We start from the raw sequence: 13,558 nt of genomic DNA on the forward strand, positions 1-13,558 counted from the left end.
CCACTAAGGATCTGACCAGCCTCACGATGCCGAACTCCTACGCGAAAGACCGCTTCGACCACCTCCCGCATTCCCTGGAGCGGGTGGGGGCCCACCGCGCGCCCGGCAAGAAAGGGCGCGGCTGGGTTGCGGTGTGGTGGTCTCTCGGTGCAACCGTGCTGCTGGTCGGCAGCGGAGTCGTCGGCCTGGCCGTCCTGAACAACAACCTGAACTTCGAGTTGCCGGGCACCGCGACGAGTACTGACAGCGCGGCCGAGCCGAGCGCCACTCCGAGTGACACTCCGGCGTCGGCGTCGGAGTCGGTGCCGACGCCGACGCCGACGCCGGCCGCGACCGTGGACCCTGACTCGACCGTGACCGTTTTGAACGGGACCGCTGGTGAGGGGATCGCCCGGTCCGTTGGCGATGTCCTCGAGGCGGAGGGCTGGACGATCGAAGAGTTGGACAACGCGAGCACGGAGGATGTGCAGACCACGACGGTCTACTACGCCGACGCGGCCCTGGAGGGAGCGGCCCGCGGAGTCGCGGAGTCACTGCCCGGCTCGGAGATGCTGCTCTCAAGCGATTTCGCCGATTCCGCGGCGGACCTGACCGTTGTCGTCGGCGCCGACTACGAGCCGGCCGAATAGCCGTCGCTTATACGTCGGGCGCTCGCGCGTCAACCCCCTTTCGTTCTTCCGGAGCTTCCGTAAATTGAGAAATGGTCCTTCATCGTGTTTGCCCGGGCGTTCTCGCAGGAGACGTATTCCATCGGTCGAATGCAATGGACGCAATCCCTGCGCCAGGCCCGGTACGGCCAACGGGCGCGTGTCGACGAATTCAGCAACAAGGAGTTACACATGGCGAACGGAACCGTCAAATGGTTCAACGCTGAAAAGGGTTTCGGCTTCATCACCGTCGATGGAGGTGGCCAGGACGTTTTCGTCCACTACTCGGCCATCGATATGCACGGCTACAAGGTTCTGGAAGAGGGACAACACGTCATCTTCGAACTGGGTACAGGGGCAAAGGGGCCCCAGGCAGAAGCGGTTCGTCCGATCTGATCCAGCGGGGGAGGCCCCAGCGGTCGACCGAAGGGTCGGGTCGCTCCGGGGTGAGTGTGCGCGGCAGTGCAGCCGCGTTAGGTTGGGGGCGTGACAGCGAAACTAGTGGTTCAAGCGCAGCGACGAAGTGCGGCACCGAGAATTCGGTCCATCCGGATGCTCGGGGTCGTCCTTCTGCCGGCACTTCTGCTGGTCTCGGCATGCGCCAGTGACGCGCCGAAGCCGTCGGCAAGCTCAACCGGCACGCCCTGGAACTCCACCTTCGAGTCGGCCGCAGACCCGGCGGTCGCCCCATTGCGCGGCACGAGTGTGCCGACCGGGAGCCTCCAGAACCCGGCCCTCTCGGTGAAGATCGACAACCACGAAGCGGCCAGGCCACAGATCTCTCTCGAGCGCGCCGACATCGTCTTTGAGGAACTGGTCGAGGGCGGGCTGACCCGTTATGTCGCGGTCTGGCATTCCGACGTGCCCGAACTCGTCGGGCCGGTGCGATCGATCCGACCCATGGACCCGGACATCATCGCGCCCTTCGGCGGGATCGCGGCTTATTCCGGCGGCCAACAGAAATTCATCGACCTGATGGACGCGACGGATGTCGTCAGCGCCGCCTTCGATACCGACGACACCGGTCTCTTCGCGCGTTCGGATGACCGGGAAGCCCCTCACAACGTCACCCTCCAGGCCTCAGCGCTCGTCGCGCGGAACGCCACCGTGCCGCCGCCGAACCAGCAATTTGCCTACTCCGCGACCGTGCAGGGATCGTCCGCGGCCGTCGACGGCGCCCCTGTCGCGGCGATCAACTCTACCTTCTCCACCGCCCGTTGGCCCGGCTGGACGTGGGATGCGGCCAGTGCTGCCTACCTGCGCTCGCAGGAGGGCGCCCCTGATCTCGACGCCACCGGTGAGCAGCTGCGGGCGACCAACGTCCTGGTCCTGCGGGTCGCGATCGACGGCACCTACGGGGATGTTCCCACGACGACAATGATCGGTTCGGGGGAAGCCTGGGTGTCAGCCGGCGGCAAGTCCGTGCATGCGGTCTGGTCCAAGGCCGACCAGACCGCCCCCATCCGTCTTGTCGATGACTTCGGCGTGACGATTCGGCTCGCCGCCGGTAACACCTGGATCGAGCTGGTGCCGTCGGACCGAGGCACGGTTGTGCTGGTCCCGTAGCCGTAGCAGCAGCACCCTGCCGTTCACTTGCACTCTCGACCCCAGAGTGCCAGAATCGACTTGGCACTCTCTCTGTTTGAGTGCCAACCCATCATCGTTTTGGTAACGTCCGGGAGGGACGAGAAACACATATGGCAAAGATCATTGCTTTCAACGAAGAGGCCCGTCGCGGCCTTGAGCGTGGCCTGAACATCCTCGCTGACACTGTCAAGGTCACCCTCGGCCCGCGCGGACGTAACGTGGTGCTGGAAAAGAAGTGGGGCGCCCCCACGATCACCAACGACGGCGTCTCCATCGCCAAGGAGATCGAACTCGACGACCCCTACGAGAAGATCGGTGCCGAGCTCGTCAAGGAGGTCGCCAAGAAGACCGATGACGTCGCGGGCGACGGAACCACCACCGCCACCGTCCTAGCTCAGGCGCTCGTTCGTGAGGGCCTGCGCAACGTCGCGGCCGGAGCAGACCCGATCAGCCTCAAGCGCGGCATCGAGAAGGCCACGGCTGCTGTCATCGCCGAGCTGATCGCCAACGCCAAAGAGGTCGAGACCAAGGAAGAGATCGCGGCCACCGCATCGATCTCCGCCGGCGACGCCGAAATCGGCGCGATCATCGCCGAGGCCATCGACAAGGTCGGCAAGGAGGGTGTTGTCACCGTCGAGGAGTCGAACACTCTCGGCACCGAGCTCGAGCTCACCGAGGGCATGCGCTTCGACAAGGGCTTCCTGTCCGCCTACTTCGTGACCGACCCCGACCGTCAGGAAGCGGTCTTCGAAGACCCCTACATCCTGATCGTTAACTCCAAGGTCTCCAACATCAAGGACCTGCTCCCCATCGTGGACAAGGTCATCCAGACCGGCAAGCAGCTCCTCATCATCGCCGAGGACGTCGACGGCGAGGCCCTGGCCACGCTCGTGGTGAACAAGATCCGCGGAATCTTCAAGTCGGTCGCCGTCAAGGCTCCCGGCTTCGGTGACCGTCGCAAGGCCCAGCTGCAGGACATCGCCATCCTCACCGGTGGACAGGTCATCAGCGAAGAGGTCGGTCTCAAGCTTGAGAACGTCACGCTTGACCTCCTCGGCAACGCGCGCAAGATCGTCATCACCAAGGACGAGACCACCATCGTCGAAGGCGCCGGAGACCCCGAAGCCATCGCCGGACGCGTCCAGCAGATCCGCAGCGAGATCGAAAACACCGACAGCGACTACGACCGCGAGAAGCTCCAGGAGCGTCTCGCCAAGCTCGCCGGCGGAGTCGCAGTCATCAAGGCCGGCGCCGCGACGGAGGTTGAGCTCAAGGAGCGCAAGCACCGCATCGAGGACGCCGTCCGCAACGCGAAGGCTGCCGTCGAAGAGGGCATCGTCGCCGGTGGTGGCGTTGCGCTGATCCAGGCCGGCAAGACCGCGTTCGAGAAGCTCGAGTTGGTCGGCGACGAGGCAACCGGAGCGAACATCGTCAAGGTTGCCATCGACGCTCCGCTCAAGCAGATCGCCCTCAACGCCGGCATGGAGCCGGGTGTTGTTGCCGACAAGGTGCGCAACCTGCCGATCGGTTGGGGCCTCAACGCCGCGACCGGTGAGTACGTCGACATGCTCGCCGCCGGAATCAATGACCCGGTGAAGGTCACCCGTTCCGCGCTGCTGAACGCAGCGTCGATCGCCGGACTGTTCCTCACCACCGAGGCCGTAGTCGCCGACAAGCCGGAGAAGAACGCTGCTCCGGCCGGCGACCAGGGCGGCGGAATGGACTTCTAGGTCCACACCGCTTCACCGCTTCACCGCTTCACAACACAGGGCGCCTCCTCCGGGAGGGGCCCTGTGTCGTTAATGCAGGCATCGTTAAAACGGCCGTCGTCAATACAGCGAACAATGCGCAGGCGGTCGCGGCTAACGCAGGAAGAGGCGCGCGTTGGCCTGCTCGATCTCGGCGTACTGCTGGCCCGCTTGGTTCAGGGCCAGATTCAATCCCTCCGCGCTCTGGGCCACCTGGTGTTGGGTGGCGCGCCAGTCCGAGACCGCCGCCTGGAACGCGGTCGCTGCCTGGCCCGTCCACGAGCCCTCCAGTGCGGTCAGCTGGGTGATGAGCCCGGCGACCTCGCCCTGGATGCGCCCGATCGTGGCGCGCGCCACGGAGGTGGTGTGGAGCACTGCTTCGCTGTCGACCTGATAGCGGGTCATGGGGGTCCTTTCGGCAGGGGAAGATGCCGATCAGACTACGGAGGCGCCTGCAGCCGCTCCCGTTGGCTGCCGTTGTGCCCTGACAAGTCATCCCCCCGGACGGCGGGGGAGGAACCGCGGGGGTTTGATGGCACCGCACGTGCTACGACGTGATGACGGGGGCGACGCGCTGGGGCGCGCTCGGAGAACAGGCCAGTGGGAACCAGACCCGGAACGTTGCGCCGCCGCCGGGGGTGTCCACGACCTGGACGGTGCCGTTGTGGCTGGCGACGATCGAGGCGACGATCGCCAGGCCGAGCCCGCTGCCGCCGGTCTCCCGTGCACGGGAGGTGTCCGCACGCCAGAACCGCTGGAAGATCTTCTCCCTGATCTGCGGCGGGATACCCTCACCATGGTCGATGACGGCGATGGAGGCGCGCTGGTTTCGGCGGTCGACTGCGACCTCGAGCTCGACCGGGCTGTCCGTCGGACTGAAGCGTAGCGCGTTGCCCATCAGGTTCGTGATGATCTGGCGGATCTTGTTCTCCTCGGCCATCACCACGGCCTGCACGGTGGCGGGCTCGGTCACCGGAGTCTGTTCCCGAGCCGGCGGCGCAACATCCGCTTTGCGTGGTTTGCGGGTGCGCAGCCGCGCCAGGGTTGCCCCGGCGAAGGAGACGGATCCGCCCGCCGGGTGGTTCGGCTCGTCGGGCTTCGAACCTGGTGCGGCAGCGGAGGGGACTTCTCCCGTCGAGTGAGCGAGGTCGATGGCGGGGCGTTCGGTGCTGTCCTCGATCTCGGTGGGGATCGGAGTGACGACGGTGATGGTGCGACCGGGGGAGGAGGCCATGGCGTCGAGGGCTGCGTCACGGGCGAGCGGCATCAGGTCGACCGGCGCGAGGGCAAGGGGCTTTGTCTCGTCGAGCCGGGCCAGCTCGAGCAGGTCTTCGACGAGGCCGCCCATGCGGATCGCTTCCTTCTCGATGCGCTCCATGGCCTGTGCGATTTCTTCCGGGGTCTGCAGGGCACCCATTCGGTAGAGCTCGGCGTAGCCGCGCACCGAAACGAGGGGAGTGCGCAGCTCGTGGCTGGCGTCGCCGACGAATCGGCGCATCTGGTCGATGGTGCGGGCGCGGTCCTTGAAGAGGCGGTCGATGCGGCTCAGCATGGTGTTGAGCGATCGGTTGAGGCGCCCGACCTCGGTGTTGGGCGTGGCACCGCCGAGCCGCTGGCTGAAGTCGCCATCGGCGATGGCCGCGGCCGTGCGCTCCACCTCTCGCAGTGGTGCAAAGGTAGTGGTCACCAGCAGCCGGGTGAGCAGGGCGCCCACCAACACGACCCCGAGCCCGAACCCCAGGAAAATGGTGAGGTAGGTGGCCATGGTGTTCTCGGTCGGCCTCAACGAGACCGCCATGACCAGAGTGCCCAGGGTTCCCTGCGGCGAAATCACGAGCGGCACGGCGACCGCCAAGAACTCGGTGTCGTGTGCCGAGTCGACCAGAGTCATCGTCTTGCCGTCGAGTTCCATCACGGTCTGCAGATCGAGCGGTGCGGTCAGGATCGGCAGCTCACTGCGCGGGACATCCCGCCAGGTGTGGTCCTTGAGGCTGCCGTGCTCGTCATACAGGGCGACATAGTAGTCCGAAGAGACCACGGCTGTGGTGCCCTGACCGAGAGCCGCCGCCGAATAGCTGTTCGAGGCGGACTGGGCGTCGATCTGCAGCTGCGAATCGACCTGCTGGATCACGTATTGGCGAAGCATGGCCATCGTACCGATGCCGGACACGAGCAGGCCGAGCGTCAGCATCAGGACCGTGACGCCCGTGATTTTGGAACGCAGGGAAATGCGGCTCCACCGCTCCATGAGTGACTGATGCATAGGAGGCCAGTGTATGAGCGCAGCCTGTGACTACGCCTTGGCGGCCTTGAGCATGTAGCCGAAGCCGCGTTTGGTCTGGATGAGGGGTTCGGTCGAGTGCGCGTCCACCTTGCGGCGGAGGTAAGAAATGTAGGACTCGACGATGCCGGCGTCACCGTTGAAGTCGTACTCCCAGACATGGTCCAGGATCTGAGCCTTCGACAGGACCCGGTTCGGGTTCAGCATGAGGTAGCGCAGAAGCTTGAACTCGGTCGGACTGAGTTCGATGGGGGCGTCGCCGACCAGGACCTCGTGGGTGTCCTGGTCCATGGTGAGTTCGCCGGCGCGGATGACCGCGTCTTCGTCGGCGTGCATGGTCCGGCGCAGGATGGCTTTGATCCGGGCCACAATCTCGTCGAGGCTGAACGGCTTGGTGACGTAGTCGTCGCCGCCGACCGTCAGGCCGGTGATCTTGTCTTCGGTGTCGTCCTTCGCCGTGAGGAAGAGGATCGGGGCCGTGTAGCCGGCGGACCGCAGGCGCTTGGTCACTCCGAAACCGTTCATATCCGGCAGCATGACGTCAAGGATGATGAGGTCGGGTTCTTCCTCGAGGACGGCGGAGATCGCCTGGGCGCCGTTTCCGACGGCTCGCACGGCGAATCCGGCGAAGCGCAGGCTGGTGGTGAGGAGATCCCGGATATTGGGTTCGTCGTCGACAATAAGGATGCGGGGGCCGTCAGTCATAAGGCTAGTATCTGCGCGTTAGCTGAAGGTTTACTGAAAATGCCCGGTATGCGCGCTGGCGAGTACATTGGGGAACAAACCAGACTGCCGCGGCGTGGGGAGACCAGAATGAGCATTCCGACTTTTGCGATTGTGGGGGCCGGCTTGGCCGGGGCCAGAGCGGCCGAGGCCATCCGTTCCGAGGGGTTCGACGGGAGCATCGTGCTGCTGGCTGGGGAGACCGAATACCCCTACGTGCGGCCGCCCCTCTCCAAGGACTACCTGGCCGGGCGGGCCGCCCGGGACACGATCGACGTGCACCCGGCACCGTGGTACGACGAGCGGGGCATCGACGTGCGGCTGGGTGCCCGGGTGACCGGGCTGGCGCTCGACACCCACGAGCTGACCCTGCGGGAGGGCAAATCGGTGCGCTACGACAGGTTGCTCCTCGCGACGGGGGCGTCGTCACGGCGCTTTCCCGGCCCGGGCGCAGACCTGGCCGGGGTGCACCATCTGCGCACGGTCGGCGAGTCGCAGGCGCTGCGAGTCGAGCTGGAGCCGGGAAACCGCCGGGTCGTGATCGTCGGGGCCGGCTGGATCGGTCTCGAAGTCGCCGCGGCCGCCCGCGGGTACGGCAACACCGTCACGGTGCTCGGGCGGGACGGCGTGCCGCTGGCCCCGGTGATCGGCGACGAGGTCGGGTCGGTGTTCGCGGAGCTGCACCGCGTGAACGGGGTGGATCTGCGGATGGAAACCAACGTCGAACGACTGATCGGGACGCAGGGGAGGGTTACCGGAGTGGGACTCCCCGGCGGCGAGGTCGTTTCGGCCGATGTCGTCGTCATCGGCATCGGCGCGGTGCCGAACACGGACCTGGCCCGGGACGCGGGCCTGGCCGTCGACGACGGCATCGTCGTCGACGCGGCGTTCCGGTCCATCGACCCGGACGTCTACGCGGTGGGTGACGTCGCCACGGTCTTCCACCCGGTGCTGCGGCACCATCTGCGCGTCGAGCACTGGGACAACGCCGAGCGGGCCGGCGCCGCGGCCGGCCGCTCGATGCTTGACCAGGCGGTCAGCTACGACGCGATCCCATACTTTTACACGGACCAGTTCGACCTCGGGATGGAGTACTCGGGGTACGGCGCACTTGCACGGGATGCGGAGGTCGTGTTTCGCGGTGACCCGGCGAGGCGGGAATTCATCGCGTTCTGGGTGTTGGACGGCAGGGTCGTCGCCGGCATGAACGTCAACGTGTGGGACGTCAACGAGACGGTGCAGCGCTTCATCCGGACGGAGGTGCGGGTCGACACGACCCGGCTCGCGGATGAGAGCATTGAACTGGACGAACTTCTCGCCGGAGCACCCGACTGAAGGACCTGACATGGACAACGTGACCACTCGACCTGGCCCGGCGCTGCCCGACCTGCTCCATCCACGGCGACTGATCGGCGAGAGACTGTTCGATTTTTCCCGTGAGGTGGCCGTGATGGCCATCGTCAACCGCACGCCGGATTCCTTCTACGACAAGGGAGCGACCTTCGCTCTTGACGAGGCCGTCACGGCCGCCCGGCGCGCCATCCTGGACGGCGCCGACTGGGTCGACATCGGCGGGGCGAAATTCGCGCCCGGCCCGGCCATTCCGATCGAGGAGGAGATCGACCGGGTCGTCCCGGTGGTCGAGGCCCTGCGCGGCTCGGGCGTCGTCATCTCCGTCGACACCTTTCATCCCGCCGTGGCGCGCGCCAGCCTGGCCGCCGGCGCCCACGTGATCAACGACACCACCGGGGTGCACGACCCGGCCATGGCTGATGTCGTCGCGGACAGCGACGCGACGCTGGTGATCACCCACAGCCTCGCGCCGCCGCGCACACCGTGGCCGGGGCCCACCTACGGCGACGTGGTGCACGAGGTCGCAGCCTTCCTGGATGAACGGGTCGAGCTGGCCCGCAGTCGCGGCGTCCCGGCATCCCGCATCATCGTCGACCCTGGGCACGACCTGAACAAGAACACCTACCACTCGCTCGAGCTGACCCGGAGGCTCGGCGAGATCACCGCGCTCGGCTACCCCACTCTGGTCGCCGTGTCGAACAAGGACTTCATCGGGGAGACGCTGAACCGTGAGCGGGGCGACCGGATCGCGGGATCGCTCGCCGCCGCCGTCTACAGCATCCTGCAGGGCGCCCGGATCGTGCGGATGCACAACGTCGTCGCCGCGGTCGACGCCGTGCGGATGACCGAGGCGATCCTGGGCTTCCGCGAACCGGCGTACGTGCGCCACAACCTGGCCAGATGATGCTGGATCGTGACGAGCTGAACATCCGTTACCGGGTGCCTGACCGCACTCTGCCCCACCTGCGAGTGAATTTCATCGCCAGCCTCGACGGCGCCGCCACCCGGGAAGGCGTGAGCGGCGGGCTCGGGAACGCCGACGACAGGCTCGTCTTCGATACCCTTCGGATGCTCGCCGACGTGATCGTGGTCGGTGCGGGCACGGTGCGCGCCGAGGGGTACGTCGGCATCCGTCAGGGCCCCGCGGATGCCGCGTGGCGGGTCCGGCACGGACTTCCGGCGCAGCTGCCCGTCGCCATCGTGTCCTCACGGCTGGACCTCGAACCGAGCCACGCGCTATTCGCGGACACCGCCGTGCGGCCGCTGGTCGTAACGCACGCGGCGTCACCGCTGCGGCGACGCGCAGAGCTCGCAGAGGTGGCGGACGTGCTGGTCTGCGGGGAGGACGCCGTGGACCCGCGGCTGATGCGGGCGGAGCTGGCTCGGCGCGGTCTGGCGCAGATGCTCTGCGAGGGTGGGCCGAACCTGTTCGGTGCGCTGATCGACGCCGACTGCGTCGACGAGCTGTGCCTCACCGTCAGCCCCGTGCTCGAGGGCGGCCCGGCCGGACGGATATCCGCCGGTGCCGCCGCCATCACCCGGGAGATGTCCCTGCTGCACGTGCTGACCGCCGGGGACATGCTTTTCCTGCGCTATGCCCGCCGGAGGGCGTCCTCTCCGAGCGTCTGACCGGCCGTTTCACCGCCGGTCAGACGGCGACGACCTGCGCGTCCAGATTCTGCGAGTCAAGGATCGTGTAGCTGTAGCCCTGTTCGGCGAGGAAGCGCTGGCGGTTCTGGGCGAAGTCTTGGTCGACGGTGTCGCGGGCCACCAGCGTGTAGAAGTTCGCGGACAGGCCTGACTCCTTCGGCCGCAGAAGCCGGCCGAGGCGCTGCGCCTCCTCCTGGCGTGAGCCGAAGGAACCCGAGACCTGGATGGCGACGGTGGCCTCCGGCAGGTCGACCGAGAAATTCGCGACCTTTGACACCACGAGCAGGTTCTCCTCGCCGACCCGGAAGGCCTGGTAGAGGCGCTCGCGCTCGTCGACAGGGGTCGCACCGGTGAGCTTGGGGGCATTCAGGGCCTCGGCGAGCTCGTCGATCTGGTCGAGGTACTGGCCGATCACGAGGATGCGTTCTCCGGGGTGCTTGGCCACCAGGCGCTTGACGACTTCGAGCTTCGCGGGTGCGGTCGCGGCCATCCGGTAGCGCTCGTCGTCGGCGGCGGCGGCATAGCTGAGTCGCTCGGACTGGGGCAGGTCGATGCGCACCTCGAAGCAGGAGGCTGGGGAAATGAAGCCCTGGGCCTCGATCTCCTTCCAGGGTGCGTCGAACCGCTTCGGGCCGATGAGGCTGAATACGTCGCCCTCGCGGCCGTCCTCGCGCACCAGGGTGGCGGTGAGGCCCAGGCGGCGGCGGGCCTGCAACTCCGCGGTCAGCTTGAACACGGGGGCCGGCAGCAGGTGGACCTCGTCGTAGATGACGAGGCCCCAGTCCATGGCGTCGAGTAGCTCGAGGTGCGCGTATTCGCCCTTCCGTTTGGCGGTGAGGATCTGGTAGGTCGCGATCGTGACCGGCTTGACCACCTTGACCTGCCCGGAGTACTCGCCGATCTCGTCGGCGGTGAGGGTCGTGCGCTTGAGAAGTTCGTCGCGCCACTGACGGGCAGAGACCGTGTTGGTGACGAGGATGAGCGTGTTGGTCTTGGCGGTGGCCATGGCCCCGGCGCCGACCAGCGTCTTTCCGGCCCCGCAGGGCAGCACGACCACGCCGGAGCCGCCGTCGAAAAAGCTGGAGACGGCCTTGTTCTGGTAGTCCCGGAGCGCCCAACCGTCTTCCAAAAGACCGATCGGATGCGGCGTTCCCGGCGTGTAGCCGGCGAGGTCCTCGGCCGGCCAGCCCAGTTTCACCAGTTCCTGTTTGAGCTGGCCGCGCGCCCACGGCTCGACCAGGAACGAGTCCGGCGACGGATGCCCGATCAGGAGGGGCGCGATGCGCCGGGCCCCGGCGATCTCGGTGAGCACGGCCTGGTCGGTGCTCTGCAGGATGAGCTGACCCTCGGCGTCACGTTCGATGATGAGCCGGCCATACCGGCCGACCGTCTCGGTGATGTCCACGCTGACGGTCTGCGGGATGGCGAACTTCGAGTACTTTTCGAGCGTGGCCAGCATGTTGGAGGCGTCGTGCCCCGCGGCGCGCGCATTCCACAGCCCCAGCCGGGTGATGCGGTAGGTGTGGATGTGCTCGGGGGCACGCTCCAACTCGGCGAACACGGCCAGGTCGTGGCGCGCATCCTCGGCGAGAGGGTGGGCGACTTCGAGCAAAACCGTACGGTCACTTTGGACGATCAGTGGGCCATCAGACATAGCCGTTAATCCTACGCCCGGTCAGCGTGAAGGCCCGCACCTACGGCGCCGGCGTGATGCTGATGATGCTGGACAGAGGCAGCGTGCGTTCGATGTCGGCGCGGCGGTCCCTGGCCCGGAAGCGCCCGCCGCCCACACTGGCCGGCTCGAGCAGATAGTCAACCACCACACCGCCGGGCATGGCGATGCTGACGACGACGGTCTGCTTCGCCTTGATCGCCAAGTCGAGCTGGCGGGCGAGCCAGGCATCCGCTGCCTGGCCCTCTCCGCCATCGGCGGCACGCAGCCTCTCGACCAGGGCGACGGCCGGATCCGGGGCATCCACCGGCACGACCCGAGCGAGCTGGTGGCGGCGCAGGTGCACGATCTCATGTGTGGCGTCCTCCGCGGCGACCGGGTAGCGCGCATCGCTGAGCGCCCAGAAGACCACGTCGGAGGGGAACCGGCTGGTCAGTCTGCTGCCCTCGGCAGGCACAAGGCCGAGGGAGGCGAGCGTCTGGTCCACGGCAATGGTGCTCAGCAGGGCTGCGTCGTCGGACTGGACATAGGCTTGGGCTGGGGACTCCATCGGTTCCGTCGGGCCGACGCGCACGCGCCCGTAGCGGGCGGCGGATTCCCGAATCAGGTAGTCGACGGGCTGTGGGATGCCGGTCAGGGAGACCGTGCGCAGGAAATCGAGCAGTGACTCCGCGCTTTCGCCGGCCGCCAGGGCGCGGTTCACGGAGTTGGCGGTGATGCGGTAGCTCAGGGCGAGTTCCCGGCTCTCCACGTCGGCGAGCCCACGCAGGCGGCTGTCGATCGAGGGAGCGAGCGGTCCGGGGGACACGATCGACAGGTCGTTCTGCAGGTACACTGCACCGCCGGTCGCCGGCAGCGCGGCCGCCATGGTGGCGACGGCCGCCTCGAGGTCGCCGGCCAGCACCGAAGCACCGGCCGGGCTGGTGATCTGGTGGGCGGTGATGCCGATCAGTTCGGCGTCCTCGGCGAACTCGGTGACCCGGTCGTCCATCCACTGGCCACCGGCCGGGTAGAGCCAGGCCACGAAGCTGCGCAGCACGTCACCCCAGGACACGCCGGGCCGGCGGGCGAGGATCCCGCGCACATCCGGCGGCAGGGCCGCATGCCAGGCGGCGGCCAGGGTCGCCCAGCGGCGGGCGGTGCTCTCGAGCAGCCAGGCCTCGCCGGCTTCGGTTTCATTCCAGTAGCCGTCGGAATGGGCGATGAGTTCGGCTCGGGCCGCGGTCGCGACGAAGGAGGGCACGAATTCGAGTTCGACCCCCATCACGGCGGCCAGGCGCTTGGTGTCGGGCAGGCCAAGCCCGCCCCGGCTGAGCTCCCTGGCCGGCTCGCGGGCGAGCTCGGAGACCAGTTCGGCGATGGAGGACACCGCGGCGAAGGCACGCTCCGCCGCGAGACGGTCTGTGAAGCGGGTATCGGTGGCGTCGACACTGGCCAGCGCCGCGGGTGCGGGCGTCGAAGCCAGCTCGAGCGCGGTCGGCAGGCTCCGGTCCGGCCAGGCCAGCAGTTGCGCGGCCACCGCCGGGTACGGACTGAACCGCCCGTCGGTCAGGCGCGCGAGCATGAGTGAGTCCAGTTCGGCGGCACGGCCGGCGACCTCGGCCACGTCGACGGGCGAACCAGCCAGTTCGGACAGGCGCTCGGCGAGGTCGAACAGCGACGGCGCGGCAGCCGTGCCGACCTCCGTTCCCTGGCTGAGCTCACCGGCGACGGCGAGAACGGCGAGGGTGGCCCGGTCGAGCCGTGCCAGCACCCGTTGGATCGCGTCCGGCTCGAGGAGAGCCTCGGCCAGGTCGAAGAAATCACGGATACCCGTGGCCGAGACCATGCGGATGTCGATCGTGCGACGCAACGTTGCGTCATCTAGCGCCCGAAGGCGCGAAGCGAGTGTGAGCAT

Annotated in this window: 12 protein-coding genes; 7 read left to right on the forward strand and 5 right to left on the reverse strand. The window is 67.4% G+C overall.

Annotated features, from left to right (window positions below; genetic code table 11):
* Window positions 1-26 precede the first annotated feature (26 nt).
* The 4 genes from E3O62_RS07610 to groL all read left to right on the forward strand — a co-directional run bounded on the left by E3O62_RS07610 (window position 27) and on the right by groL (window position 3,964).
* Window positions 27-629 carry a LytR C-terminal domain-containing protein gene (locus E3O62_RS07610; protein ID WP_134398040.1) on the forward strand — a complete coding sequence of 201 codons (603 nt, stop codon included), beginning with the start codon at window positions 27-29 and terminating at the stop codon, window positions 627-629.
* A 210-nt stretch (window positions 630-839) separates the two neighbouring features.
* Window positions 840-1,043, forward strand: a complete 204-nt coding sequence (locus E3O62_RS07615) for a cold-shock protein (RefSeq protein WP_104100133.1) — start codon at window positions 840-842, stop codon at window positions 1,041-1,043.
* Between the two features lie 156 nt (window positions 1,044-1,199).
* Entirely contained in the window at window positions 1,200-2,213 is a 1,014-nt protein-coding gene (locus E3O62_RS07620; RefSeq protein WP_166786440.1) for a DUF3048 domain-containing protein, read from the forward strand.
* Between the two features lie 131 nt (window positions 2,214-2,344).
* Window positions 2,345-3,964, forward strand: a complete 1,620-nt coding sequence (gene groL / locus E3O62_RS07625) for a chaperonin GroEL (RefSeq protein ID WP_104100131.1) — start codon at window positions 2,345-2,347, stop codon at window positions 3,962-3,964.
* A 132-nt stretch (window positions 3,965-4,096) separates the two neighbouring features.
* On the opposite strand, the gene E3O62_RS07630 is transcribed toward groL, so the two are convergent.
* The 3 genes from E3O62_RS07630 to E3O62_RS07640 all read right to left on the reverse strand — a co-directional run bounded on the left by E3O62_RS07630 (window position 4,097) and on the right by E3O62_RS07640 (window position 6,968).
* Complete coding sequence (locus E3O62_RS07630; protein WP_134395025.1) at window positions 4,097-4,387, reverse strand: WXG100 family type VII secretion target; 291 nt, start codon at window positions 4,385-4,387, stop codon at window positions 4,097-4,099.
* Window positions 4,388-4,529: 142 nt separating this feature from the next.
* The gene (locus E3O62_RS07635; RefSeq protein ID WP_134398041.1) at window positions 4,530-6,245 is read right to left on the reverse strand and encodes a cell wall metabolism sensor histidine kinase WalK; all 1,716 of its coding nucleotides are present in this window, start codon (window positions 6,243-6,245) and stop codon (window positions 4,530-4,532) included.
* Window positions 6,246-6,275: 30 nt separating this feature from the next.
* On the reverse strand, window positions 6,276-6,968 hold the full coding sequence (locus E3O62_RS07640; protein ID WP_134395023.1) for a response regulator transcription factor: 693 nt from the start codon (window positions 6,966-6,968) through the stop codon (window positions 6,276-6,278).
* A 108-nt stretch (window positions 6,969-7,076) separates the two neighbouring features.
* Between E3O62_RS07640 and E3O62_RS07645 the strand changes: the two genes are divergently transcribed.
* Genes E3O62_RS07645 through E3O62_RS07655 form a run of 3 tightly spaced genes read left to right on the forward strand, consistent with a single transcriptional unit; the run spans window position 7,077 to window position 9,968 of the window.
* Window positions 7,077-8,321 carry an NAD(P)/FAD-dependent oxidoreductase gene (locus tag E3O62_RS07645; RefSeq protein ID WP_134398042.1) on the forward strand — a complete coding sequence of 415 codons (1,245 nt, stop codon included), beginning with the start codon at window positions 7,077-7,079 and terminating at the stop codon, window positions 8,319-8,321.
* A 10-nt stretch (window positions 8,322-8,331) separates the two neighbouring features.
* Window positions 8,332-9,243, forward strand: coding sequence for a dihydropteroate synthase (gene folP / locus E3O62_RS07650; RefSeq protein WP_134398043.1), 912 nt, complete (start codon window positions 8,332-8,334; stop codon window positions 9,241-9,243).
* Window positions 9,240-9,968 (forward strand): pyrimidine reductase family protein, encoded by a 729-nt coding sequence (locus E3O62_RS07655; protein ID WP_134398044.1) that lies wholly within the window; start codon window positions 9,240-9,242, stop codon window positions 9,966-9,968. Before folP ends, E3O62_RS07655 begins: the two co-directional genes overlap by 4 nt.
* A 19-nt stretch (window positions 9,969-9,987) precedes the next feature.
* On the opposite strand, the gene E3O62_RS07660 is transcribed toward E3O62_RS07655, so the two are convergent.
* Together E3O62_RS07660 and E3O62_RS07665 are read right to left on the reverse strand one after the other, a co-directional pair.
* The gene (locus E3O62_RS07660; RefSeq protein WP_134398045.1) at window positions 9,988-11,643 is read right to left on the reverse strand and encodes a DNA repair helicase XPB; all 1,656 of its coding nucleotides are present in this window, start codon (window positions 11,641-11,643) and stop codon (window positions 9,988-9,990) included.
* A 40-nt stretch (window positions 11,644-11,683) separates the two neighbouring features.
* On the reverse strand, window positions 11,684-13,558 hold the full coding sequence (locus E3O62_RS07665) for a helicase-associated domain-containing protein (protein ID WP_134398046.1): 1,875 nt from the start codon (window positions 13,556-13,558) through the stop codon (window positions 11,684-11,686).

This window comes from Cryobacterium sp. TMT2-15-1 (assembly GCF_004402345.1).
Taxonomy (GTDB): domain Bacteria; phylum Actinomycetota; class Actinomycetes; order Actinomycetales; family Microbacteriaceae; genus Cryobacterium; species Cryobacterium sandaracinum.

What these genes read in the sequence shown, in the direction of transcription:
- E3O62_RS07610 (WP_134398040.1), top strand. Translation starts at nt 27, where the DNA reads ATGCCGAACTCCTACGCGAAAGACCGCTTCGACCACCTCCCGCATTCC.
- E3O62_RS07615 (WP_104100133.1), top strand. Translation starts at nt 840, where the DNA reads ATGGCGAACGGAACCGTCAAATGGTTCAACGCTGAAAAGGGTTTCGGC.
- E3O62_RS07620 (WP_166786440.1), top strand. Translation starts at nt 1,200, where the DNA reads ATGCTCGGGGTCGTCCTTCTGCCGGCACTTCTGCTGGTCTCGGCATGC.
- groL (WP_104100131.1), top strand. Translation starts at nt 2,345, where the DNA reads ATGGCAAAGATCATTGCTTTCAACGAAGAGGCCCGTCGCGGCCTTGAG.
- E3O62_RS07630 (WP_134395025.1), bottom strand. Translation starts at nt 4,387, where the DNA reads ATGACCCGCTATCAGGTCGACAGCGAAGCAGTGCTCCACACCACCTCC.
- E3O62_RS07635 (WP_134398041.1), bottom strand. Translation starts at nt 6,245, where the DNA reads ATGCATCAGTCACTCATGGAGCGGTGGAGCCGCATTTCCCTGCGTTCC.
- E3O62_RS07640 (WP_134395023.1), bottom strand. Translation starts at nt 6,968, where the DNA reads ATGACTGACGGCCCCCGCATCCTTATTGTCGACGACGAACCCAATATC.
- E3O62_RS07645 (WP_134398042.1), top strand. Translation starts at nt 7,077, where the DNA reads ATGAGCATTCCGACTTTTGCGATTGTGGGGGCCGGCTTGGCCGGGGCC.
- folP (WP_134398043.1), top strand. Translation starts at nt 8,332, where the DNA reads ATGGACAACGTGACCACTCGACCTGGCCCGGCGCTGCCCGACCTGCTC.
- E3O62_RS07655 (WP_134398044.1), top strand. Translation starts at nt 9,240, where the DNA reads ATGATGCTGGATCGTGACGAGCTGAACATCCGTTACCGGGTGCCTGAC.
- E3O62_RS07660 (WP_134398045.1), bottom strand. Translation starts at nt 11,643, where the DNA reads ATGTCTGATGGCCCACTGATCGTCCAAAGTGACCGTACGGTTTTGCTC.
- E3O62_RS07665 (WP_134398046.1), bottom strand. Translation starts at nt 13,558, where the DNA reads ATGCTCACACTCGCTTCGCGCCTTCGGGCGCTAGATGACGCAACGTTG.